This window comes from Fictibacillus arsenicus, from assembly GCF_001642935.1.
In the GTDB taxonomy this organism is placed as follows: Bacteria; Bacillota; Bacilli; order Bacillales; family Fictibacillaceae; genus Fictibacillus; species Fictibacillus arsenicus_B.
Window position 1 is genome coordinate 1,949,599 of sequence record NZ_CP016761.1, and the last position, 23,558, is coordinate 1,973,156.

24 protein-coding genes and 3 pseudogenes are annotated in these 23,558 nt (G+C 36.9%); 20 read left to right on the plus strand and 7 right to left on the minus strand.

Annotation, left to right across the window (positions count from 1 at the left end):
* Genes mutL through hfq form a run of 3 tightly spaced genes read left to right on the plus strand, consistent with a single transcriptional unit; the run spans window position 1 to window position 3,091 of the window.
* Window positions 1-1,863: a DNA mismatch repair endonuclease MutL gene (gene mutL, locus ABE41_RS10135; RefSeq protein WP_066289626.1), complete on the plus strand. Its 1,863-nt coding sequence runs from the start codon at window positions 1-3 to the stop codon at window positions 1,861-1,863.
* A gap of 9 nt (window positions 1,864-1,872) precedes the next feature.
* Window positions 1,873-2,823: a tRNA (adenosine(37)-N6)-dimethylallyltransferase MiaA gene (gene miaA / locus ABE41_RS10140; protein ID WP_066289630.1), complete on the plus strand. Its 951-nt coding sequence runs from the start codon at window positions 1,873-1,875 to the stop codon at window positions 2,821-2,823.
* Between the two features lie 31 nt (window positions 2,824-2,854).
* A complete protein-coding gene (gene hfq / locus ABE41_RS10145) occupies window positions 2,855-3,091 on the plus strand; it encodes an RNA chaperone Hfq (protein WP_066289634.1) in 237 nt (78 codons plus the stop codon).
* 28 nt (window positions 3,092-3,119) lie between these two features.
* Here the strand turns inward: hfq and ABE41_RS10150 are convergent, their stop codons facing one another.
* On the minus strand, window positions 3,120-4,094 hold the full coding sequence (locus tag ABE41_RS10150) for a tyrosine-type recombinase/integrase (protein ID WP_066289637.1): 975 nt from the start codon (window positions 4,092-4,094) through the stop codon (window positions 3,120-3,122).
* Window positions 4,095-4,196: 102 nt separating this feature from the next.
* Here ABE41_RS10150 and ABE41_RS10155 point away from each other — a divergent pair, with 102 nt between their 5' ends.
* A complete protein-coding gene (locus ABE41_RS10155; RefSeq protein WP_066289639.1) occupies window positions 4,197-4,775 on the plus strand; it encodes a YhcN/YlaJ family sporulation lipoprotein in 579 nt (192 codons plus the stop codon).
* 121 nt (window positions 4,776-4,896) lie between these two features.
* On the opposite strand, the gene ABE41_RS10160 is transcribed toward ABE41_RS10155, so the two are convergent.
* Window positions 4,897-5,523 (minus strand): YitT family protein, encoded by a 627-nt coding sequence (locus ABE41_RS10160; protein WP_066289642.1) that lies wholly within the window; start codon window positions 5,521-5,523, stop codon window positions 4,897-4,899.
* Between the two features lie 278 nt (window positions 5,524-5,801).
* Between ABE41_RS10160 and spoVK the strand changes: the two genes are divergently transcribed.
* From spoVK to glnA, 5 genes are all read left to right on the plus strand, one after another.
* On the plus strand, window positions 5,802-6,752 hold the full coding sequence (gene spoVK / locus ABE41_RS10165; RefSeq protein WP_066289644.1) for a stage V sporulation protein K: 951 nt from the start codon (window positions 5,802-5,804) through the stop codon (window positions 6,750-6,752).
* Between the two features lie 39 nt (window positions 6,753-6,791).
* Window positions 6,792-8,048: a GTPase HflX gene (gene hflX, locus ABE41_RS10170; RefSeq protein ID WP_066289647.1), complete on the plus strand. Its 1,257-nt coding sequence runs from the start codon at window positions 6,792-6,794 to the stop codon at window positions 8,046-8,048.
* Window position 8,049: 1 nt separating this feature from the next.
* Complete coding sequence (locus ABE41_RS10175) at window positions 8,050-9,318, plus strand: methionine gamma-lyase family protein (protein ID WP_066289650.1); 1,269 nt, start codon at window positions 8,050-8,052, stop codon at window positions 9,316-9,318.
* 122 nt (window positions 9,319-9,440) lie between these two features.
* Window positions 9,441-9,842: a MerR family transcriptional regulator gene (locus ABE41_RS10180; RefSeq protein ID WP_066289651.1), complete on the plus strand. Its 402-nt coding sequence runs from the start codon at window positions 9,441-9,443 to the stop codon at window positions 9,840-9,842.
* A 76-nt stretch (window positions 9,843-9,918) separates the two neighbouring features.
* Window positions 9,919-11,253 (plus strand): type I glutamate--ammonia ligase, encoded by a 1,335-nt coding sequence (gene glnA, locus ABE41_RS10185; RefSeq protein WP_066289654.1) that lies wholly within the window; start codon window positions 9,919-9,921, stop codon window positions 11,251-11,253.
* 238 nt (window positions 11,254-11,491) lie between these two features.
* Here the strand turns inward: glnA and ABE41_RS10190 are convergent, their stop codons facing one another.
* The 4 genes and pseudogenes from ABE41_RS10190 to ABE41_RS10205 form a co-directional block, all read right to left on the minus strand.
* Window positions 11,492-12,295 (minus strand): ABC transporter permease, encoded by an 804-nt coding sequence (locus ABE41_RS10190; protein WP_066289657.1) that lies wholly within the window; start codon window positions 12,293-12,295, stop codon window positions 11,492-11,494.
* Window positions 12,273-12,959: pseudogene (locus ABE41_RS10195) on the minus strand (ABC transporter ATP-binding protein). The gene ABE41_RS10190 and the pseudogene ABE41_RS10195 overlap by 23 nt, the downstream one beginning before the upstream one ends.
* 266 nt (window positions 12,960-13,225) lie before the next feature.
* Window positions 13,226-13,909, minus strand: coding sequence for a DUF421 domain-containing protein (locus ABE41_RS10200; RefSeq protein ID WP_066289659.1), 684 nt, complete (start codon window positions 13,907-13,909; stop codon window positions 13,226-13,228).
* A gap of 332 nt (window positions 13,910-14,241) precedes the next feature.
* Window positions 14,242-15,744 (minus strand): phospholipase D-like domain-containing protein, encoded by a 1,503-nt coding sequence (locus ABE41_RS10205; protein WP_066294772.1) that lies wholly within the window; start codon window positions 15,742-15,744, stop codon window positions 14,242-14,244.
* A 528-nt stretch (window positions 15,745-16,272) separates the two neighbouring features.
* Between ABE41_RS10205 and ABE41_RS21600 the strand changes: the two are divergent.
* From ABE41_RS21600 to ABE41_RS10245, 9 genes and pseudogenes are all read left to right on the plus strand, one after another.
* Window positions 16,273-16,659: pseudogene (locus tag ABE41_RS21600) on the plus strand (transposase); the annotation flags it as partial.
* Between the two features lie 24 nt (window positions 16,660-16,683).
* Window positions 16,684-16,950, plus strand: a pseudogene (locus tag ABE41_RS21605) (hypothetical protein); the annotation flags it as partial.
* 287 nt (window positions 16,951-17,237) lie between these two features.
* Window positions 17,238-17,444 (plus strand): DUF1657 domain-containing protein, encoded by a 207-nt coding sequence (locus ABE41_RS10215; protein ID WP_066289666.1) that lies wholly within the window; start codon window positions 17,238-17,240, stop codon window positions 17,442-17,444.
* Window positions 17,445-17,513: 69 nt separating this feature from the next.
* A complete protein-coding gene (locus tag ABE41_RS10220) occupies window positions 17,514-17,978 on the plus strand; it encodes a YhcN/YlaJ family sporulation lipoprotein (protein ID WP_066289672.1) in 465 nt (154 codons plus the stop codon).
* A gap of 48 nt (window positions 17,979-18,026) precedes the next feature.
* Window positions 18,027-18,503, plus strand: a complete 477-nt coding sequence (spoVAC, locus tag ABE41_RS10225) for a stage V sporulation protein AC (RefSeq protein ID WP_066289675.1) — start codon at window positions 18,027-18,029, stop codon at window positions 18,501-18,503.
* Window positions 18,504-19,517, plus strand: a complete 1,014-nt coding sequence (spoVAD, locus tag ABE41_RS10230; RefSeq protein WP_066289678.1) for a stage V sporulation protein AD — start codon at window positions 18,504-18,506, stop codon at window positions 19,515-19,517.
* The gene (gene spoVAE, locus ABE41_RS10235; protein WP_172827350.1) at window positions 19,517-19,870 is read left to right on the plus strand and encodes a stage V sporulation protein AE; all 354 of its coding nucleotides are present in this window, start codon (window positions 19,517-19,519) and stop codon (window positions 19,868-19,870) included. The genes spoVAD and spoVAE overlap by 1 nt, the downstream gene beginning before the upstream one ends.
* A 14-nt stretch (window positions 19,871-19,884) precedes the next feature.
* On the plus strand, window positions 19,885-20,091 hold the full coding sequence (locus ABE41_RS10240) for a DUF1657 domain-containing protein (protein WP_066289682.1): 207 nt from the start codon (window positions 19,885-19,887) through the stop codon (window positions 20,089-20,091).
* 29 nt (window positions 20,092-20,120) lie between these two features.
* Window positions 20,121-20,984 carry a DUF421 domain-containing protein gene (locus ABE41_RS10245; RefSeq protein WP_066294774.1) on the plus strand — a complete coding sequence of 288 codons (864 nt, stop codon included), beginning with the start codon at window positions 20,121-20,123 and terminating at the stop codon, window positions 20,982-20,984.
* An 855-nt stretch (window positions 20,985-21,839) separates the two neighbouring features.
* Here ABE41_RS10245 and ABE41_RS10250 read toward each other — a convergent pair.
* Window positions 21,840-22,034 (minus strand): alpha/beta-type small acid-soluble spore protein, encoded by a 195-nt coding sequence (locus ABE41_RS10250; RefSeq protein ID WP_066289685.1) that lies wholly within the window; start codon window positions 22,032-22,034, stop codon window positions 21,840-21,842.
* A 305-nt stretch (window positions 22,035-22,339) separates the two neighbouring features.
* Here ABE41_RS10250 and ABE41_RS10255 point away from each other — a divergent pair, with 305 nt between their 5' ends.
* The gene (locus ABE41_RS10255) at window positions 22,340-22,774 is read left to right on the plus strand and encodes a type 2 periplasmic-binding domain-containing protein (RefSeq protein WP_066289687.1); all 435 of its coding nucleotides are present in this window, start codon (window positions 22,340-22,342) and stop codon (window positions 22,772-22,774) included.
* Between the two features lie 467 nt (window positions 22,775-23,241).
* Window positions 23,242-23,505, plus strand: coding sequence for a hypothetical protein (locus tag ABE41_RS10260; RefSeq protein ID WP_066289689.1), 264 nt, complete (start codon window positions 23,242-23,244; stop codon window positions 23,503-23,505).
* Window positions 23,506-23,558 lie beyond the last annotated feature (53 nt).

Below are 23,558 nucleotides of genomic sequence, written 5' to 3' on the forward strand. Positions count from 1 at the left end.
ATGGGCAAGATCGTACAGCTTGATGAGCATTTATCGAACAAGATTGCAGCTGGAGAAGTAGTAGAACGCCCAGCCTCTGTTGTTAAAGAACTTGTAGAAAATTCAATTGATGCTAATGCTTCTAGAATCGAGATTGAAGTAGAAGAAGGGGGCTTGTCTCTCATTCGTGTGCTGGACAACGGCGACGGTATTGAGGCTGACGATTGTGTCCTTGCCTTTAATCGTCATGCTACAAGCAAGATTAAGAGTGAACAAGATCTTATTCAGATTCGTACGATGGGTTTTCGTGGAGAAGCGCTGCCCAGTATCTCTTCCGTCTCTCAAGTAGAGTTGAAATCTTCTACAGGTGATGGCCCTGGTACTTATTTGTTTATCGAAAACGGTAAAATTAAAAAACAGCAGCAAACAAATAGCAGAAAAGGTACCGACCTGACAGTGCGTAATCTGTTTTATAACACACCTGCTCGTCTTAAACATGTAAAAACGATTCAGACAGAACTAGGGACGATAACCGATTTAGTCAACAGGCTTGCATTGGCAAACCCAGATGTTTCATTTCGTTTAAAGCATAACGGAAAAGAATTGCTGCATACATCCGGCAATGGAAACTTGCTGCAGATTATTGCAGCCGTTTATGGTATTCAGACAGCAAAGAATATGATGCCGGTCTCCTGTACATCTCTTGATTATGAAGTAACAGGTTATATAGCCAAACCGGAGATGAACAGAGCATCCAGACAATATATCTCCCTGTTTATGAACGGCAGATATATTAAGAACTATGCTCTTTCAAAAGCTATTCAAAATGCATATCATACTTTCTTGCCGATTGGACGATTTCCGATAGCAGTTCTTTCCGTTAAGATGGACCCAACAATTATAGATGTAAACGTCCATCCTTCAAAACATGAAGCAAGACTTAGTAAAGAAACAGAACTAGTCCAATTAGTTGAAAATGAATTAAGAAAAGTAATAAAAGCTCAGCAGCTCATTCCCGAAGTTAATTTTCAGAAGAAAGAACAGAGGCAGAAAGAAACAGATATACAATCTTCTTTTTCGTTTGAATACTCTCAAAAGAAACAAGAGAAAGAGCCTTATCGAGTACCTGAACCTCCTGCTGAACTTGAAACTTCCAATCCTTCAAATTCACCTGTAAGCATTAAAGAAACAGTTCAAGTAAATGAAATGATGGATTTATTTTTAGATAGAAAGAAAAATTACACTGAAACAGTTTTCGAAAAGAAAGAAGATAGCACCGAAAAAACAGAGTCAAACCAAGAGAAGATACCTGTTCTTTATCCGATCGGCCAGATGCACGGGACATATATACTTGCACAAAATGAAAATGGATTATATTTAATTGATCAGCATGCTGCGCAAGAAAGAATTAAGTATGAATACTTCAGGAAAAAAGTAGGTATGGTTGAACGTGAATTACAGCTGTTAACGGTTCCTTACACATTTGAATACACAACACATGAAGCTGCATTTATTAGCGATCATTTAGATTTTCTAAGACTAGTTGGTCTGTTTCTTGAGTCCTTTGGACAAAATACTTTTATTGTTAGAGAACATCCGCAATGGTTTCCAAAAGGATATGAAAAAGAAACCATCATGGATATTATTCAGCAGGTACTAGATCATAAAAAGATTGATATAGAAAAATTAAGAGAAGAAGCTGCCATCATGATGTCATGTAAAGGATCTATTAAAGCAAACCATCATTTAAGTAACGATGAAATATTTGCTTTGCTGGAGACTTTGCGAAAATCTGAAGATCCATATACATGCCCTCATGGGAGACCGATAACCATTCATCTATCAACTTATGAACTCGAGAAAATGTTCAAACGGGTCATGTAGGAGCTAACCATGAAAGAAAAATTAGTAGTTATAGTAGGTCCAACTGCTGTTGGAAAAACGAAAACAAGCATCGAACTCGCTAAGGCAATTAATGGTGAAATTATTAGCGGTGATTCTATGCAGGTTTACCGTGGATTAGATATTGGAACGGCGAAAATTACAGATGATGAAAGAGAAGGCATCCCTCATTACATGATTGATATCAAAGATCCTTCTGAGCCATTTTCTGTTGCTGAATTTCAAGAAAAAGCAAAAGAATTAATCAGTGATATTAATAATAGGGACAAGATTCCCATCATTGTTGGAGGTACGGGCCTCTATATCCGTTCGGTTACACATCATTATGAGTTTTCAGAAGCGAACAAAAACAACGAGATCAGGGATAAACTTCAAAAAAAAGCAGATGTTGAAGGTCCAGAGGCACTTCATTTAGAACTAAAATCAATAGATCCTGTAAGGGCAGCTGAAATCCACCCTAATAATGTTCACCGTGTTATTAGGGCTCTAGAAATATATTATGAAACCGGCAGTATACCCTCAAAAGAACAAAAAAATATGCAAGGCAAAGATGAATCATCTTATAACCTAGCATTAGTAGGTTTAACAATGGAACGGGGAAAGTTATATCAGCGCATAAATGAACGTGTAGATTTGATGGTTAAGTCAGGTGTAATTGAAGAGGCGAAGTGGTTATTACAGCAGGATATTTCCAAAAGCCTTGCAGCAAAAGCGATCGGTTACAAAGAGCTTTTTCCTTATTTATTAGGTGAAAACACATTAGATGATGCTATAGCTCTTTTAAAACGAAATTCAAGGAGATATGCTAAAAGACAGTTCACATGGTTCAATAATCAGATGGACGTAAAGTGGTTTTCCATGGATGAATCCTCATTTGAGAAAAAATTTAAAGAAATTCGTCACTTTGTGGAAGGGAAATTAGATATTTCCGAGAATGTATAAAGGTAATGCCCAAAGAGGAGGATCTGTTCACATGAAGCAATCTATCAATTTACAGGATCATTACTTAAACCAATTACGGCGCGAAAACATTTATGTGACCGTATATTTGCTGAATGGCTTTCAGCTCAAAGGTTTAGTAAAGGGGTTTGACAACTTTACGGTTGTACTTGAGGCAGAAGGGAAACAGCACCTCATATATAAGCATGCCATTTCAACGTTCACCCCGCATCGAAATGTCGATTTATCTTCTGCAAATATGAATGAATAAAAAATACTCCCTAAGAACCTGCTGAGTTCTAGGGAGTTTTTATTTGTTTAATGAAGTTATCATATCTTTGTAAAGTGAGATGCGATTTTAAACCGAACCAAGACTGTACTTCTTCGACTGTTTTACCTGAAGCTATAAAATTTAATATTGCTGTCCTTCGTAAGTGTTGAGAGCTTATACCTTGTCTAATACCAGATCGTCTGATTTCCTGTCTTAACATTTTCTGAATAGCGATTACTGTTAAGGGTTTTGGTTCATAAACTGAATAATCAAATCGAAAAGTACCCCTTTGATAATCAAATGCGATAAAAAAACGGTCAGAAGAATAATTATTTGGTCTGATAGCGGCAGGTATGTCTTCTTTGTATGTATATAAAAGTTGTTGGGTGAAATCAGTAAGAGGCAAGTGTCTAATTTCCGAAGTATTTATAACCGTTAACTGCTGTCTTGTAAAATTAACATGTTTCATTTCAATATTCGTCAATTCTTGTAAAGTTAATCCGTAATGGTACAACAGCGATAGAATTGCTTCATTTCTTTTGATAAGCAAGTGTCTGTATTTTTGCTGCTTTTCGGTGAGACCATCAAAAGAAGAGAGAGTTTCAAACAGCTGCTGAAATTCTTCCTCTGTTATAAAATCTTTTTCTTGAAATTGATTATCTTCCTTTAAATCTTTTTCAATGACTGAAAACGGGTTTTCCTGGATAAGTCTTTGTGATTGAAGAAATTGAAAGAGACTCTTAATTACAGTAAAAACTCGTTTGCTGGTTGCCGTACTGTACTCTCTTTCTTCATTTAAAAATTGAAAATATTCTTTTAACAGATCAGCAGTCATATTTTGAATCACAGTTAGATTGTCATTATTTTTAATAACTCTAACCCAGGCAAGAAAGTCCATAAGATCATAGTAATACCTTTTAATCGTGCTTTTTTTCCTGCCTTTTTTTTGCAGATGTGAGATAAATGAATGGGCATATTCGGGTAAGTGTGGATACTCTTCCATAATTGCCTCCTATAACCTCTTTTTCCCATTATATCAAAGGCAATATTTTTTGCATATTTAACATGCGTCCTAACAAAACTATCTAAAAAAAGGATGTTGAATATGCGAAAATTATCAGTGGTATTTATGTGTCTATTTTTTGTTCTTGGTGCGTGTTCTGGAAAGAGCGGATCAGGGGATGAAACACTGGATACGAAGCAGGTAAAATACGACACTTCAGAGCGTAAGCCGAATTCTCAAATTGATTCACCGCGAGTGGCAGAACATAGTGAAGAAGTACATCAATCAAAAGATTTAGTACAGCTTGCTGAAAAGGTAAACGGCGTTGAAAAAGCATATGTAATCGTCAGTGGCAGTTATACACTGGTGGGAATTGTTTCTTCAGAACCAGTAGCGGCAGGTGAAGAAAATGATGATTTGCGCAGAGAAGTATATAGTGTACTAAAAGGAAACGCACATGGCAGGAATGCAGCGATTACGACTGATCCAGACAAAATTGAAAAAATAAAAGAGTTAGGTAAAAAAGCAGATCAAAGTAAAAAAGTAAGTCATAGTGGTGTATATAACGAGCTTGGCATAATAATCGGAAAGATAAAACCGCTTAAAGGACATATGAAATCGACTAGAAGACAGGAGATGCATGAAGAAATAGACCATAACCGGGATGATTTATATGAGTAAGAAATTCATTATTTCCTAAGGAAGCGCATAAACAGACATTTTTAGACAGAATTAATTAACATAAGTTTTATTATGTTAACTTAAAGGCGATAAAAAGCATTCTCCTCGTAAGGAGAATGCTTTAATTATTTCTTACAGGTTCAGTTTTCCCAGAGACATAAACAGAAGTTGATGTTTTTGTTGTACTCTTTAATTTTCCCGTTAGAAAAGAAGCGATTGTAATAGCAATGATTGAGATAAAAGCATTCTTAAAGCCAAACATGACCACAGCAGATGAAACAATAATAAAATCAGTTACAAAAAGTGATACGCCCCGGTTGATATCCGATTTTTGTTCAAGATATAAAGCTAGTATGTGGATTCCACCAAGAGAAGCACCTGAATTTAGTACAAAACTTACCCCGATACCAATCAGAATTCCAGCTATCATAGCAGCAATTATTGGAGAGATCGTTGGAAAATGAACAAAATCCATTAGATCTGATATAACAGATATGAGTAAAATACATAAAAAAGTTGATAGTGAAAAAGTCCATCCCAGCTTTTTGATAGAAAGAACAAAGAAAGGGAGATTTACAATTAAAAAAAGAATACCCCACGACCATTCCGTCATGAAAGTGCCAAGTGTTGCAACACCAGCTGTTCCTCCAAATGTCAGTGAATGTACAGTTAACAGCTTAATTCCTGCAGCAGTTAAAAATAACCCTAAAATAATCATTATACTTTTATAAAATTTAGTTTCCAACATGATTTCCTACTTCCGATTTAACAATTCACTTGATATTTCATTATTTAACATATCACGGAAATCTTGCATACTTGAGTATTTTTATTCGTCTGAAAATAGAAAACGTTTACAATTTATTAATATTTATTCATCAATAAAAAACAAGCTTGTCATTGTGGTAGATAATAATGCTTTGTCATAAATTGATAACAGTGGGTAAATAAACGATATAGGCATTTGTCACAGGTATTATCTAAAAAACATATATTGATTTGACTGGTAAAGAGAGGTGGTACCGCTTGAACGAACCTATCGCGATAAAAAAACAGCGGCAGATCAACATTGTATTGAACCAGGGAAATGAGAAGATCAAAGCAGATGATGCCTTAACTTTGGCAGGAAAAGATAAAGCGAAAGAGCAGCATATTCCATTAATAAAAATTGAACAAGATCTTAACAGGCTTGTTGGTATGGAAGATTTAAAACATCATGTCAAGGAAATTTATGCATGGCTTCATATTAATAAATGCCGGCAAGAAATGGGACTGAAGGCAGAAAAACAGGCCCTTCATATGTTATTTAAAGGGAATCCAGGTACTGGGAAAACTACAGTGGCAAGGAAACTGGGTACACTTTTTCATGAAATGAAAGTATTATCAAAAGGTCATCTGATTGAAGCAGAAAGAGCGGATCTCGTAGGTGAATACATCGGTCACACCGCTCAAAAAACAAGAGAGTTACTGAAAAAAGCAAATGGAGGAATTCTCTTTATTGATGAGGCCTATTCTTTGGGCAGAGGTGGAGAAAAGGACTTTGGAAAAGAAGCGATTGATACACTGGTAAAAGCGATGGAAGATCAGCAGCATGAATTTATATTAATTTTAGCTGGCTACCCAAAAGAAATGGATCGTTTTTTAAAGCTAAACCCAGGTCTTCCTTCAAGGTTTCCGGTTGTTATTTCTTTTCCTGATTATTCGGTGGATGAACTAATGGAAATATCCAAAAGAATGCTTACCGAAAGAGAATACGTATTAACAAGAGACTGTGAGTGGAAATTAAAAACACATATTGAACGAGTCAAAAACTCCGGAAATGGCTCTTTTTCAAACGGAAGATACATTAGAAATATGATTGAAAAAGCTGTAAGAAGACAATCAGTAAGGCTTTTAAATGATGCACGGCAAGATAAAAAAGCATTGATGACAATTCAAAGTGATGACCTTGTGCTAGAAGAACGTGATTTGATTTGATATGATGGAAGGAGACTATGGAAAGCAGGGATCGCGAATTTGAACAGACAAAATGATTCAGTTCAGGAAAAAGCGATTCTCGTCGGCTGTCAGCTTCCGCGGCAGAACGACGAGCGTTTTTTTTATTCAATGGAAGAATTAAAGTCGCTGACGAAAACAGCGAATGGAACAGTTTGCGCAGTGGTTTCTCAAAAAAGAGACAGGTATGATTCGGCTACTTTTATAGGTAAGGGAAAGGTAGAAGAATTGATAACCCTTGAAGAAGAACTTGAAGTGGAACTTATTATATTTAACAGTGAACTGTCACCGTCACAAGTACGTAACCTTTCAAAACATTTTCAAGCAAGAATTATAGACAGGACACAGCTGATTCTTGATATATTTGCTCAGCGTGCGAAAACAAGAGAAGGAAAGCTTCAAGTTGAACTTGCGCAGCTGGAATACCTCTTGCCGAGGCTTTCTGGCATAGGTACAAGCCTTTCAAGACTTGGCGGTGGAATTGGGACAAGAGGTCCTGGTGAAACAAAACTTGAAAAAGACCGGCGTCATATAAGACTTCGTATTCATGAATTAAAACAGCAGCTAAACCAAGTGGTAAGCCATAGAGAAAGATATAGAGAACGGCGCAAACACCAAGGAGCCTTTCAAGCAGCACTAGTCGGCTACACAAATGCGGGAAAATCAACGATATTCAATAAGCTGACTGAGGCTGACAGTTATGAAGAAGATCAGCTTTTTGCGACGTTAGATCCGTTAACAAGAAAAGTTAAACTGACAAGCGGTTTTCAAATGCTGCTAACAGATACAGTAGGCTTTATTCAGGATCTTCCTACTTCATTAATAGCCGCCTTTCGATCTACGTTAGAAGAAGCTGCTGAGGCAGATCTGCTTATTCACGTTATCGACGGATCAAGTGAAGACCGCAATCAGCATGAAAAAACAGTTAAACGGATATTGAGTGATTTGAAAGCTAGCCACATCCCAATGTTAACGATATACAATAAAAAAGATCAGTTTGCAGCAGACTTTTTACCAGAAAGTCCGTCTATTTCTATTTCAGCTTTAGCCGAACAAGATATTACAAAGTTAAAAGAAACAATTGAAAAAGAAGTAACTAAACAGCTTACCTATTATCAAATCAGCGTGCCTGCACACGATGGCAAACAGCTTGCGAGACTTCGGTCCGAAACGATCTTAATCAAACAGGAGTTTGATAAAGAAAAGCTGGTTTATAATTGCAGGGGATATGCCCTCTCATCAACTTCTATCGAATCAATCAGCAATAAAGGAGAATAGCATGTATTCGCAGTTCCAAAATGGAGATATCTTAGAGAAAACAGGAAAAATAGTATCCGAAAGAATAAAGGATATACATGAATCCATTGATTCTGTTGCACAGTTTAATCAGCTTAAAGTTTTAAAAGCATTTCAGAAAAATCATGTAGGAGATCATCATTTCAATCCAACTACAGGTTATGGATATGATGATTCTGGACGCGATACCCTCGAAAAAGTCTATGCTGATGTCTTTCAAGCAGAGGCAGCTATTGTCAGGCCGCAAATTATTTCCGGAACGCATGCTATCACATTATCTCTTTTTGGTGTGCTTCGTCCAGGTGATGAACTTGTATATATAACTGGAAAACCGTATGATACTTTAGAAGAAATTGTCGGTATCAGAGGAACAGGTGAAGGGTCATTAAAGGATTATAACATCTCATACAAGCATATTGACTTAACTGAACAAGGAGAAATTGATTACGAAGCAGTAAAAGAATCTATTACAGAAAAGACAAAGATGATCGGTATTCAGCGTTCCAAAGGGTATGCTGATCGGCCTTCATTTACAGTGAATGATATTAAAGAAATGATTGAATTTGTAAAAAGTATAAAAGAAGACGTAATCGTATTTGTAGATAACTGTTATGGTGAATTCGTTGAGCAAACGGAGCCGATTGAAGCAGGTGCAGATATCATTGCAGGATCCTTAATTAAAAATCCTGGCGGAGGTCTTGCGAAAACAGGAGGATACATCGCGGGAACAGAATCACTGATTAACAGGATTTCTTATCGTCTTACCTCTCCTGGAATAGGAAGGGAAGCAGGTGCATCACTTTACAGTTTGCAAGAAATGTATCAAGGCTTTTTCTTAGCTCCACACGTTACTGCACAGGCTTTAAAAGGAGCAGTTTTTACAGCTGCATTTTTGGAAGAGCTGGGCATGGAAACCCGGCCAGCATGGCATGAGAAAAGAACAGATCTCATCCAGTCTGTTATCTTTGGAGACAAAGAGAGAATGATTACATTTTGTCAGGCTATCCAAAAATCATCCCCAATTAATTCATTTGCAGTTCCATATCCTGATTACATGCCAGGTTATGAAGATGATGTAATTATGGCAGCAGGAACATTTATCCAAGGAGCGAGTATTGAGCTTACCGCTGATGGACCGATCCGCCCTCCGTATATTGCATTTGTACAGGGCGGACTTACATTCGAACATGTTAAGATTGCTGTTATAGCTGCTGTGGATGAACTTTTAACACATGGTTTAATTAAAAAATAAGCATCTTAAAAAGGCCGATAATGGCCTTTTTTTAATTTGATGTTACTTTTTCTAACATTATGTTTGACATGTTAGCTTTTCTGACATAAGATATAAAAAGAAGTTGAAAGGAGGTATTTAAAATGAACGATATGAACCGCAGGAACTTACCTTTGTTCCCAATTAGCATTGTTATGCAGTTGACAGAGTTATCTGCAAGACAGATTCGCTATTATGAAGAACATGAATTGATTCATCCTGCAAGGACAGAAGGTAATCGTCGTTTGTTTTCTTTCAATGATGTAGATAAGCTTCTTGAGATTAAAGCACTGCTCGAACAAGGCGTGAATTTAGCAGGTATCAAAAGGGTATTTGAACTTAACGAACAAGCTGCCGAATTAATTAAAAATCAGCAAAATGTTCAAGGAGTTAAAGAAATTTCGGAATCTGCGCTTCATCGCCGCCTAAAACGGGAATTGATTCATGCAGGAAGACACGGGAAGACATCTCTAATCCAAGGAGAACTTTCCAGGTTTTTTCATTAAACAAAAACTGAATAATACTTAATAGGTGAACAATCGCCTTAAATAGGCGTTTTTATATTTAAAGGAGGAGAAAGATTTGGCTAAGTATACTAAAGATGATATTTTGAGAATGGTAAAAGAAGAAAATGTAAGGTTTATTCGTTTACAATTCACAGATTTATTGGGTGTAATTAAGAATGTTGAGATTCCAATCGGTCAGCTTGAAAAAGCTTTAGAAAATAAAATGATGTTTGACGGATCTTCTATTGAAGGTTTTGTACGAATTGAAGAATCTGATATGAATCTATTCCCGGATCTAGATACATTTATGATCTTCCCTTGGACATCTGAAAAAGGTAAAGTTGCACGTTTGATTTGTGATATCTACATGCCCGATGGAAATCCATTCGATGGAGACCCGCGCGGTATTTTAAAGCGAGTATTAAAAGAGATGGAAGACCTAGGATTCTCAGACTTCAACATTGGACCTGAGCCAGAATTCTTCTTGTTCAAAAATGATGAAAAAGGTGAACCTACTCTTGAATTAAATGATAAAGGCGGATACTTTGACCTTGCTCCAACAGATCTTGGTGAAAACTGCCGAAGAGATATCGTACTAGAGCTTGAAGATATGGGCTTTGAGATCGAAGCATCTCACCATGAAGTAGCACCTGGTCAGCATGAAATTGACTTTAAATATGCGGATGCAGTGAGCACTTGTGATAACATTCAAACGTTTAAGCTTGCTGTTAAAACAATTGCACGTAAGCACGGGCTTCACGCTACATTCATGGCAAAACCATTATTCGGTGTAAACGGTTCTGGTATGCATGCTAACATGTCATTATTTAAAGACGGCGAAAATGTATTCTATGATGAAAAGTCTGAAACAGGCTTAAGTGAAACAGCAATGCATTTCTTAGCTGGTATCCTAAAGCACGCTCAAGGTTTTACAGCAATCACAAACCCTACTGTAAACTCATATAAGCGTCTAGTACCTGGCTATGAAGCTCCATGTTATGTAGCTTGGTCTATGCAAAACAGAAGTCCATTAATCCGTATTCCAGCTTCACGCGGTATCAGCACACGTATCGAAGTACGAAGTGTTGACCCAACTGCTAACCCGTATCTTGCAATGGCAGTATTGCTTGCATCAGGTCTTGATGGAATCAAGAACAAATTAGCTGCTCCGAAGCCTGTAGACCGCAACATCTATGTAATGGATAAAGATGAGCGCGAAGCAGAAGGAATTCAAGATCTTCCAGCAACATTAAAAGAAGCTCTAGTTCTTTTCAGTAAAAATGAAGTTCTGACAAAAGCTCTTGGTGAGCACGCTACAGAACACTTCATTGAAGCAAAAGAGATCGAATGGGATATGTTCCGCACACAAGTTCACCCTTGGGAACGCGAACAATATATGAGCATGTACTAAGAGTTAAATCCCTTGATACCATTGTATCGAGGGATTTTATTTTTGTGGGTGAAATTTAGTTTACACTGTGATAAAGATTGTCACCCACAAAACACCCACAAAAAAGTTGAAAAAATTATTCGAGAACACGTTTCATGTGATCCTCGAATTTAACCATAGTATCTTGTTCGATTTTTTTAGAAATATGTGCATATACATCTGAAGTAACCTGAATATTTAGACCAAGTGACGAACCGCTTTACCTATTTTTAATTAGTTTTCGTTCAAGAATTTCTACGAGTTGGTACATAATAGTCGCAAAGGCGGCAATAATAAGTAGGCCGAGCAGGACAAGAGTGAAATTAAATACTTGGAAACCATATATAATCATGTAGCCCAGACCTTGTTTGGAAACTAGGAACTCCCCCATGATCACACTAACCCATGCCAGACCCACATTTACTTTTAGCACCGAAATTATGGTTGGGAAACAAGCGGGCAAAATAACTTCTTTAAAACAATGAAACTTCGAACCTCCCAATGTTTGGATTACTTTTATATAGTTGGGTTCGACGTTTATGAACGAAGCGTATACGACCATGATTGTGATGATAACGGTAATCAAGATACCAATTGCGAGGATGGAAGTGAAATTTGGTCCCAGTGCAACAATTAATATAGGGGCAAGTGCAACCTTTGGCAACGCATTTAAAACGACCAGATACGGATCAAGCACTTTGGAGAGGAATGGCAGCCACCATAAAAGGGTGGCAAATAGGGTACCAAGTATGGTTCCCAACAAGAAACTCAAAATGGTTTCGGATAGTGTAATGCCCACATGAGAAAATAGGCTAGCGTTACTGAACTTGTCCATCAAAAGATACCCTATCCTTTTAGGAGAACTGAATAATAAAGGATTAATCCATCCCTTATTTGAGGAAACTTCCCATAATAAAATAAACACGATGAAGATGAAAGTCTGGACAAACACCACATTTCGTTTTTCTTTCTTTAAACGTTGAAGGTATTCTACATGCGTTTTATTTGTTGTCGTTTTGTTCAATTTGCTCCAACTCCTCCCATATTTGCTGAAACATCATTGTATAGTCTGGATGTTGCCGGGCTTCAAATGGGGTAAGCTTCTTTAGTGTTTCTGGCATTTTAAAGATTCGAAAAATGCGTCCGGGATTCTTAGAGAACAAAATGATCGTTTGACTCATCGCTATTGCCTCACCGATGTCATGATAGCTGTTTTACCATGCTCCATTAATGTAATGGAAACGAGGTCTTCAAGTTTAAGCCCGTTGCCGCATGCCACCTGAGAGGTGCATTGGATACATATCTAAGGTGCCCTCTAAACCGACTTCTTTCAATAACGAAAAAGTGTTGGATACATGTCTATCGTTCAGCTGACCTCTTAATTTTAAACCGAGAAGCACATTTTCTTTGACGGTTTTCCAGGGAAAAAGATAGTCTTGTTGTAGCATATATCCGATTTTTGGGTGCGGTCCTTTAATGAGTTGACCGCTTAATTTAACAGATCCCACTGTAGGAGTAAACAATCCTGCAATAATAGATAATAACGTTGTTTTCCCACAACCACTTGGACCAAGAAAGGAGATAAATTCTCCTTCTCGAACTGATAAAGATATATCTTCTAAGGCCGTTGTGGCCGATCGTTTTGTAAAATATGTTTGACTAATGGACTTTAACTGTAAAAAGGACAATTCGACCCCTCCCAAATTTGTATTTTACTATCAAAAATAGTTGGCTTTTTTAACAAAAAGAATTTGTATTATCATTTGATAGTTTTCCAGAAAAGGAGTAGGTGTTTAATACGGTAATATTAGTATGAAAAGCCCTTATTTAACTCTAAAAATAAAAAAGTTTTAGGTAGTTCCTAAAACTTTTTTGCTAATGACCTAGGAAACTCAAAATTCGTTTCAAAACTCCACTAGATATGCAATTTTTTTCATTAGGTTATTAAAACATTTTATTTGGGACTTATATGTATGCCTTCATTCTCTCGCCAATCAGCGTGAAATATGCCCTTTTCATTATCATATCCATTTGCAGTTAATTTGTTATCTAACCACTGTTGATCAAAGCCTAGTTCATGTAAGTTATCCCATAAAATCTCCCCATCTATAATTAACGTCGTTGGAAGGTCTACTGGCATCTGAGGAAGATTGAGATCCTGTTTCTCCGGTTTTTGATATTTCGATTTGAGTAATGTACTGATTTGACCATTTGCTTCCAATACACCGTATTGGACTTCACGTACTGAAAAAACATTGCTTTGTCGCAGCAAACTCAATATTTGATTCACATCTAATTTGTTCTTTTTGGCAATCTCTCGGTCAATGACCCCATTCCGAATGATAATCGAAGGATTGCCTACTAAAAGGGAACGTGTCGACTTCTTTTTAAGGGTTATAAACTCTACACCCAACATGAGAATCGTCCACAATCCGACAGTATAAAAAAATGGCAAAATCCCTATTCGATTTTCATAAATGGTATTACTTAAAAGATCCCCAAGCAGTAACACAAAAACGAAGTGAAAAGGCGTCAACTGATAAATAGATGTTTTCCCTGTTACGATTACGATAAAAAATAAGGTGACAAAACCTACCATGACTTTGATCGTCAGTAAACCAATATTTACTTCTTCCAAGAAGCTTCCCCTCCCGTTTAAAATTAAAAAGGTTGGATCTGTAGATCCAATGTCGCGCTTACCTAGTTATAAGATTTTGAGGTTTAGATAAAGTGGCTAGTTTTAGTACTAAACTCGCAAAAAGGTTTACCAATAAGGCGTATATCTATTGATATCACCACTATTTTTAAATTAAAAGTATTATTACAATCTTAGCTCCGCTTTAGTATTAACATTTTTTAGTAATGGTATTTTCTTGTAAATAAAAAAATCCGTGCTAAAAGTTCTTCTAACACGAGTTTATACTTTTTTTTTAAAAAAATTTTTAATATCTAGATTTTAGATATATTAACTTATAATAATGGAGAAAGCAGGCGAGCACCTTGCTCAATAATGCGCTCTGTCAGAGATCGTTGGAGCAAGTCTTCGATTCTTAAGGGTACAGAATCAGTAAGATCCTGCTCGAATTGTTGTGTGAGTTCTCTCGTCACGTCAGCACTATACAAAATTTCACATACCTCATAATTCAGACGAAAACTTCTCATATCATAGTTTGCTGCGCCTACTTCTGCAATCTCCTCATCTATGATCATTACCTTTGCATGCAGCATTCCTTTATCGTACTGGTAGATATGGACTCCAGCTTCTAAAAGTTCTCCGTAATAGGTACGACTTGCAAGGCCAACGATTTTTTGATCAATGTGGTGGGGAACCAGTAATCTTACGCGCACACCACGAGCCACAGCTGTCTTTAATGCCATGATTATATCTGTTTCTGGTACAAAGTAGGGTGTTGTTATATCAATCGTCTTGACAGCCTGTGTTATACATATAAAGTAAGCTTGCCGAATGACTGGAGTAGGTACTCCAGGATTTCCTTCCAACGTATGGATGTACGCTTTTTGCAATTTCCCTTTCTCTGGGAATTTGTCTTTGGCGGTCAACTCAGATCCCCATTCGGTTAACCATCCGGAATGACTTACGCTGCCGGTTCGATCGACTTCCTGTGATTTATATTTTGGGAATTTAGTGGTTTTTTTGCTTATCTTTGATTTGGTTTTCGACTTTATCTTTTCAGGCAAGGCGATATTCCAATGAACTTCGAAGATAGTCTGCAAATCGCCTGCTGCTTCCCCTATGATTTGCAAATGAGTGTCCCGCCAAAATCCTACGTCAGGCTTTAATCCTGTATATTCATATCCCACGTTCATACCGCCAGTAAAGGATTCCTTTCCGTCGATCGTGACAATCTTACAATGATCCCGGTAATTCCAGTTGGACATAATCCAGGGAAAACGTAAAGGAAATATTGTCCGGCATTCTATTCCTGCCTCCATCATCTGAAGGATTATGTGATGTGGAAATTTTTTGCTCCCCCATCCATCTCTTATAAAACGAATCCTTACTCCGTTTGCTGCTTTTTCGAACAGTAGTTCTGTGATGCGATTACCAATTTGGTCATTTCGATAGATGTAATATTCCAGGTCAATGGTTTTTTGGGCTTTTTGTAGGGATTCGATGAGTTGTTCATACTTTGCTATTCCATTGTTAAATACTTGGACTTCACCGACTCGAAGACCATGCACGGTGAAATTCCGTAAAGCATCAGCGATTACCAAGGCAGAATGACTATATGTATCAGGTAATTTGTCAGACTCATTATGAGAAGAGGTCAATCTTTTTCGATGAATACGCTTGGGATTTGATGTGCTAAGATATAGCCAGAAACCAATGGTTGGCAAAATAAGGGTGATTGTTATCCAATTTAAAGCCTTGGCAGGGCGGCGAACTTCCCAAATTGCTATGAACAGCATAAAAAACGTATTTAATAGAAATAGATAAAAAATCCACTCCAACAGAAATTCCTCCCTTGTTTTTCTTAACATGTACTGAGTATACAATTGGAAACTCCTATCCTCTTCTAAAGAGTCCTTCCGGCATTAGTGTCTCTACTTGTTCAATAAAGTATGTAACTTTGATTTCTTAAACATTTGTAACTTATTTAAACAAGTGCTTGTCTTATTAGTGGAAGAAGGACAAGTTCAACTCGACTCCTACTTTTTAGATGGTACAAAAATCGAAGCAAATTCCAACCGATATACGTTTGTTTAGAAGAAGAGTACAGAGAAATATAAAGAGAAACTCGAAGGCAAAGTAGAGGAGCTCATCACTCACATTGATGGCGTTTGGAAGGAAGAAGAAGCATCTTGTGAAGAGAATGAACATACGACGGTTATTACCCCCGAGAAAATCCAGAGTAAAGTAGAAGAATGGGAAGAAAAACTTGAAAAAGAACCGAAGAACAAAGAGTTTAAGAAAGCTGTTAAGCGATGAAGCAAGACTTCCTGCCAAGAAGCCTCAAGTATAAAAAAAAATTATCAGTTTGTGGCGATCGAAAAAGTTTTTCTAAAACAGATCACGATGCGACATTCATGCGGATGAAAGAAGACCACATGAAGAATGGACAATTAAAGCCTGGGTACAACGTTCAAATGGCCTCTAACAATCAGTTTATTTTATCGTATACTCTGCACCAACGCCCAGGAGACACACGGTGTCTTATTCCGCATCTTCAAGAAGTCGAGGAGAAGTTTGGGATAAAAGCAAAACGTATTATCGCCGATGCAGGGTATGGATCCGAAGAAAACTATGCGTACTTAGAAGAAAAAAAACAGGAAGCGTACATCAAATATGGACTGTTTGAGAAAGAACAAAAACGTTCCTTTAAGAATAACCCTCATCATCAATCAAACTGGAAATATGACGAAGATAATGATACCTTCACTTGTGCTGCAGGAAAATATCTATATTTATCAAGTGAGAAGAAACAGGTAACTGAATCAGGATATGAATCCACAATACGACTTTATCGGTGTAAAGATTGCGATGGATGTCCATTTCGGGTTAGCCCACAACCTATTAAAATCGGCGGCCAAGAAGGCCGCCTAAAACACAAAAAGTCTATTTTTTTTTATGAAAACAAAATAATACAGAAAAAAAGAGGCATGACCTCAAAAGTTTTTATACTTTTGGGTCATCCCCGTGAAATTGGACTTTTATGATTTAATATATATATTCCTAAAAAGGAAATTTGTGAATTCATTTTCATACGACGTTGGAACTTTTTCTTTAGAAGGGTTGTTTTTTTACGCCCATACCACAAAATACTTCATTCCGGATTTCGTATCCCTTCATGTATAAAATATGATTTTTTTCAAACACTAACAATTGTTCTAAAAAGATGATTCGGGACAAGAAACTGGGTTCGCTACTAAATGATCTGTCATCTCACGAACTAAAGAAAGAACAGAAGTATCCTAAAGAGACCCACATTAAAGGAGGAAATAAAATGACAGTTGCAAGCAATCTAAAAACAACCCTTGCAGGATTAAAAAGTGCTCAGGCAAGTCTTGAGACATTTGCTCTTGACACTGAAAACCAGCAAGCCAAACAATTATATCAAAATGCAGCCCAACAAGCACAAACCTTAGTGGATTCTTTAAGTCCGCGTTTGCAAGAAATCGAACAAGAAGAGCCACAATATAAACAACAGTAACATATGAGAGAAAAGGATGATGATGTCATCCTTTTCTAATATTACATATTTAGGCAATGAGGTGGTCGCATGATAAAAATTCAATCAAAGGTTCCTCTGATTTCGATTTTATTATTTTTGATCCTTTTAACCAGTTGTAATCAATCAAAGAATGAAAGTGAAAAAAACAAGAATGATTCTACCATTCAAATTGCATATAAACAAAACAACCAGACTCCTTCTCAAGAAGCAAAAAAAGCCATTCTTTCTATGCCTGAAATTACAGACGTTAAAGCGGTGAATACCGATAAAGAAATGTTTTTGGCAGTTAAACCAAAACATTTAGAACGTTTTCAGTTAAATAGTCTCAAAAAGAAAATAAAAAAGCGAGTGAACGAACAAAACCCAAGCATGAAAGTTTATGTAAGTACAGATCAGAAGATTTTTTTGAAGCTGGATGAATTGGAAAGCAAATTAGATGATCCAAAAATGGATAATAAAAAAATAAAAAAAGAACTTAAAAAGATTAAAGCTAAGGCGACGGACGAGGCATAAAAATACAAAATGCTATTTGTCTTATCACTTTTGGAAGGGGTGCTTAACATGGCAAATAACAATAAAGAAGTAACGCCAGTTCAACAGGAATATCAAAAATTTCAGGATGAACACGAAACAAAAAGACCGGTCATTTCCAATTGTATAAAAGCATTTTTAGTTGGTGGTTTTATTTGTTTTGTAGGACAGTTAATTTCCATCATGTATGTCACCTACTTTGATTTTACAGAACAAAACGTGGGGAATCCGACTGTTGCGACATTAATTTTTATTTCGATGTTATTAACAGGCTTTGGTGTTTATGACCGTATGGCGCAGTTTGGCGGAGCAGGTACTGCGGTTCCGGTAACTGGCTTTGGTAATTCTGTGATTGCAGCTGCAATCGAACATCGTACTGAAGGGTTTGTCCTAGGCGTCGGCAGTAATATGTTTAAGTTAGCAGGATCAGTTATATTATTTGGGGTATTCTCAGCCTTTGTGATCGCACTCATTAAAACCATTCTAATTCAATATGGAGGTCTGTAAATGTTAAACGGACATCGGACATGGGTGTTTGAAAATAAGCCTGTAATCATCTCAACGGGAACGATCGGAGGGCCCTTTGAAGCTAAAGGGCAAATTGCTGATGATTTTGATCTCCTTCATGAGGATTTATGGCTGGGCCAGGATTCATATGAGCAAGCTCAAACCGTGTTATTTGAAGAATCTTGTCAAAAAGCAATTGAAAAAGCCGGCCTTCAAAAAGAGGATATTCAATTTATTCTAGCGGGAGATCTTATTAATCAGATAACGAGTACAAGCTTCGCCTGCAGAACTATGGAAGCCCCTTATCTAGGATTATTCGGCGCTTGTTCCACTTCAATGGAGGGACTAGCTTTGGGTGCTTTTATCGTTAATGGAAAAGGAGCAAAATACTTATTGACTGGAACAGCAAGCCATAATGCAGCTGTGGAAAAGCAATTCCGCTACCCGACAGAATATGGCGGACAGAAACCGCCAACATCACAATGGACGGTAACAGGAGCTGGAAGTGCCCTTTTAAGTGACAAGGGTGAAGGTCCATATGTGACTTCTGCCACGATTGGAAAAGTAATCGATATGGGGTTGTCCGATCCCTTTAATATGGGAGGAGCAATGGCTCCGGCTGCTGTAGATACCATTGAGGCCCATTTTAGAGATCGAGAAATAGATTCTTCCTATTATGACCTTATTGTAACTGGTGATTTAGGTGAAATTGGCCACAAAATAGCGTTAGATTTACTTAATAAACACGGTATATCTTTAACCACGGAAAAATTCCAAGATTGCGGCATGATGATTTACCGGGAAGGACAGCCGGTTTTAGCCGGAGCGAGTGGATGCGGCTGTTCTGCAACGGTTGTTTATGGCCATTTATTAAATCGAATGAAAAAAGGGGAATTTAAAAAAATTCTTGTCGTTGCTACAGGAGCGCTTCTTTCCCCCTTGACCTACCAGCAAAATGAAACCATTCCTTGCATCGCTCATGCGGTGTCCATTGAATTAGGAGGTGCAAAATAATGGCAATCCTTTTTTGGGCCTTTGTGATTGGTGGAGCCATTTGTGTAATTGGCCAGATTATGTTTGATGTTTTTAAATTAACACCGGCGCATACGATGGCAACTTTAGTGGTTGCTGGTGCCATTCTTGATGGGTTCGGTTTATATGAGCCACTAATAGATTTTGCGGGAGCAGGAGCGACTGTTCCCATCACAAGCTTCGGAAATTCACTCGTGGATGGAGCCATGGCAGAAGGGGAAAAGCACGGGATTATAGGTGTCATAACAGGCATGTTTAAAGTCACAAGTGCAGGTATATCAGCAGCCATCATATTCGGATTTATAGGGGCTTTGCTGTTTAAACCAAAAGGATAGAGGTTGGGTGAAAAATGACAGTAGCATCAAATGTTAAACAATGTATGGTGAGCTTGAAAAGTGCTCACGCGACCTTAAGTAATTTAGCGCAAAAATCTTCTGACGAACAGGCAAAAAAAGTATTTCACGAGAGTATGTTAGAGGTGGAAAAGACGATTTCAGATTTAAAAGAAAGAATCGGTCAACTTGAATTCGAAGAACCACAATATAAAGGCAAATAGTTCGTTAACTAAAGGAGATTGTTATGGTTATGCTGGATTGGGTAGACATTGTTGTTCGATCGTTTACGTTTTTAATTGCACTCTTCTTATTAACAAAATGGCTAGGTAAAAAACAGTTAGCCCAATTATCCTTTTTTGAATATGTGACTGGGATTACTATCGGCAGTATTGCCGCAGAAGTAACGATGGGCTTAGAACGCCATATCATGCATGGACTTATAAGTATGACAATTTGGACGTTATTTCCTATTATTGTCGGATTCTTCTCCTTAAAAAGCAAAAATGTAAGGGATTTTGTAGAAGGAAAAGCGACTATCGTCATTAAAGATGGAAAGGTTATGGAAGATAATTTAAAAAAGGAAAAATACACCATTGATGAATTACTCGAGCAACTAAGAAATAAAAATATTTTTCAAGTTTCAGATGTAGAATTTGCAGTAATAGAGCCAAATGGTGATATAAGTGCTTTATTAAAAAAGGAAAATCAGCCTCTTACTGCAAAGGATCTTCAATTAACAGTAGCTTCTCTTAAGGAACCTCAAACAGTCATAATGGATGGAAATATTTTAGATGAGCCACTTTCAACTCGCGGATTTAACCGAGGTTGGTTAAATGAGGAATTAGAGAAAATGGGGGTTTCTATTGAAAATGTTTTTCTAGGACAAATCGATTCATATGGCCAGTTAACAATAGATCTTTATGATGATAAGATCAATGTCCCTTCTCCACAAGAAAAACCATTACTTCTTGCATCATTAAAAAAATGTCAAGCCGATTTGGAATTGTTTGCTCTTCAGACTGAATCTAAAAAGTCGCAGCAAATGTATTATAAAAATACTCAAAGATTAAACGACATTCTCAATAAGTTAAAACCAATGCTTAGCGACAACTAATTGAAAACGTAAAAATAAAAAGATTTAGTAGGAGAGAAACAGATGAAAAATAAAAACAAAATGCAAAAAATCGATGAAATAAACAGGAATCAACTTGAAAATTTAATGGGACTCTGGAAAAGAACCTACCAAAGGAAAAGTGGTGCTATTCGACAAAAGTAATCCTCAAAAAATTATATTGGCTTTCCCTATTGTAACCGGTTTATTGAAGGAGAAATCATAAATTTGTCACACCGGATTAAGTTAAAAATAGCATTTAGTAATTAAGAGTGTAGACAAAGTCCCGTGTCTATACTCTTAGGTATAGTAAAACCGGAAACTTTGGGAGTTAATATAGTAAATTAACACTATCATACGTAAAGGTAGGATCCTGCTCTTATATATGTTTTTAGTATAAAAATCTCTATAATTTGTAATTGGTATATTTATAATATTTAGACGACAATTGTTTGGCATTAAATAATAGTTTCTTATTCAACAAAAAGCCGATTATCGTATTTTTAATGAAAGAGAAGTTTTACTCCAACAGTGGTCAGATATTAATAAGTGGGATTCCCTGGAGGAGTTGTGGAGTTTGGAGAAAGCTTAGAAGAAAAAGCAGTAAGAGAGTTATATGAAGGATTAAAAGCTAACGATTGATATTTTATCTGAGAAAAAGGAATGTCATAAAATATACTAATGGTGAAGAAATCTGTTAGCAAAAAGATATTGATCTGTAAATTGGACAGCAAAAAAACTGCTTTACGGGAGTTAGAATTAAATCAGAAACTTTTTAAGAAGGAATCAATGTCTTAGAAAGTTCCTAACGTAAATACGGAAAGAGACCCAGTTGAATGGGTCTCTTTAGAACCAACGTTACTGACCTTGTTGGTTACTTAGCTGCTGTTCTGCCATTGCGACTAGACGCTTAGTCATTTGCCCTCCAACAGCACCGTTTGCACGTGCGGTAGTATCTGCACCAGGTTGAACTCCAATCTCATTGGCAACTTCTTGCTTCATCTGTTCTAATGCGTTCTCTGCACCAGGTACCAAAAGTTTGTTTCTTGCCATGATACATCACTCCACACAGTTATTTGAGCAATCGAGATTGCTCATCCTTAAGGTAACCGATTGAAGCTAAGTCGATACGTTTTATGAATAGGCATCATTTGGAAATATGTTCCATTTCTTTCTTTTCTTTTAGGTGTTTGTGTGTTTACAAATCAAGATTATTGATTGCCAGTGTCAACGAATAATGAATGATCTTTATCATTAACTGCCGCATAAAAGATGTTATTGAGTTGGTGAAACCCTTTGTTCCTTAACTCTTCCTGAAGCCATTTTTCATCCTTTTAGCACACTTCACTCAGCCATACTTGAATGATGGTAAGGCTCCATTAATTAGAAAAGAAGATCAGGAACGATTTAAAAGCTTAGAAGGTATCGATCGACCAGATGTAATAATTGGTGTGAACCCAGGAGGAACCAATCAAAACTTTGTTAATGCTAACATTAAAAAAGCGAAAGTAGTTGTAATTAATAATAATCTAGACATTCCACCGATGGTTGCCAACGGTGAGATAGATGTTATGATTACTGACAGTGTAGAAGCGATTTTTTATGCAGGGCAGGACTCTAGACTTTATGCAGCCCTAACAGATAATACTTTTACTAAAAGTCAAAAAGGCTACCTTATGCACCAAAACGATACTGTTTTTCAAAACTGGGTGGATCTATGGATGGAAGAAATGGAGCTCCAGGGTGAGTTTAACCGTTTAAAAGCAGATTGGATATATGGTAAACAAGAATAAATCAGATTAAAAACTCAAACCGGTTATAGTCTGAACCCCTAAAATGGGAATCAGAAAAAACACCTATGCCGCAACCTGTTCTAGGTATTTGACCGGGGGCAGGTTGTTCAGTTTTATTTAGATTCTTTCATTGTTATTATAATAAATATTTGGTACTGATTTTTGCGCTGAAGTCTGATGGGGAATCAGAGCTCCAAATCAAGGTGAAAGCGGTTCAAGATGAACATGTTTTAGCAAATGCTGAAGCAGCAACAATTGAGTTTACTGAAGAAGATCTCAGTAGAATTGATCAAGTATTTCCTAAACCTACTAGGAAAATGCCATTGGATATTATTTGAAAAATCGTTGATGCTAAGGTATAAATTAAACATTTGAAAAGCCCTCATATTCTATAAATTAAGGAGTAAAGATTTATTTACCATATTATGTGGGAAAACTATCCTATACTGACTTTGAGGAGTGAGAGGATGTTCGTAAAAGGGGACATTATTGCAGGTGAATTTGATCCGACTATCAATGAATTTTCCTTACAGAAAGTTAAGAATTTCGAAACAGAGTCGGTCCTTAATGAAGACCAGTTAAATAATATTTATCATTATTTAATAAAACATCAGCATGAAGAGGATGGGCAAATTATTACTTTATACGATCAAATGCTTGTACGCTTAGCACAGAATGAAGTTAACCAGTTAATTGTTGATTTAGAGAAAGTAATGTCCTTGTATCACTGATACATATAAGAGTATTTTGTACGAACTAAAGAAGCAGACCCCACTGGATCTGC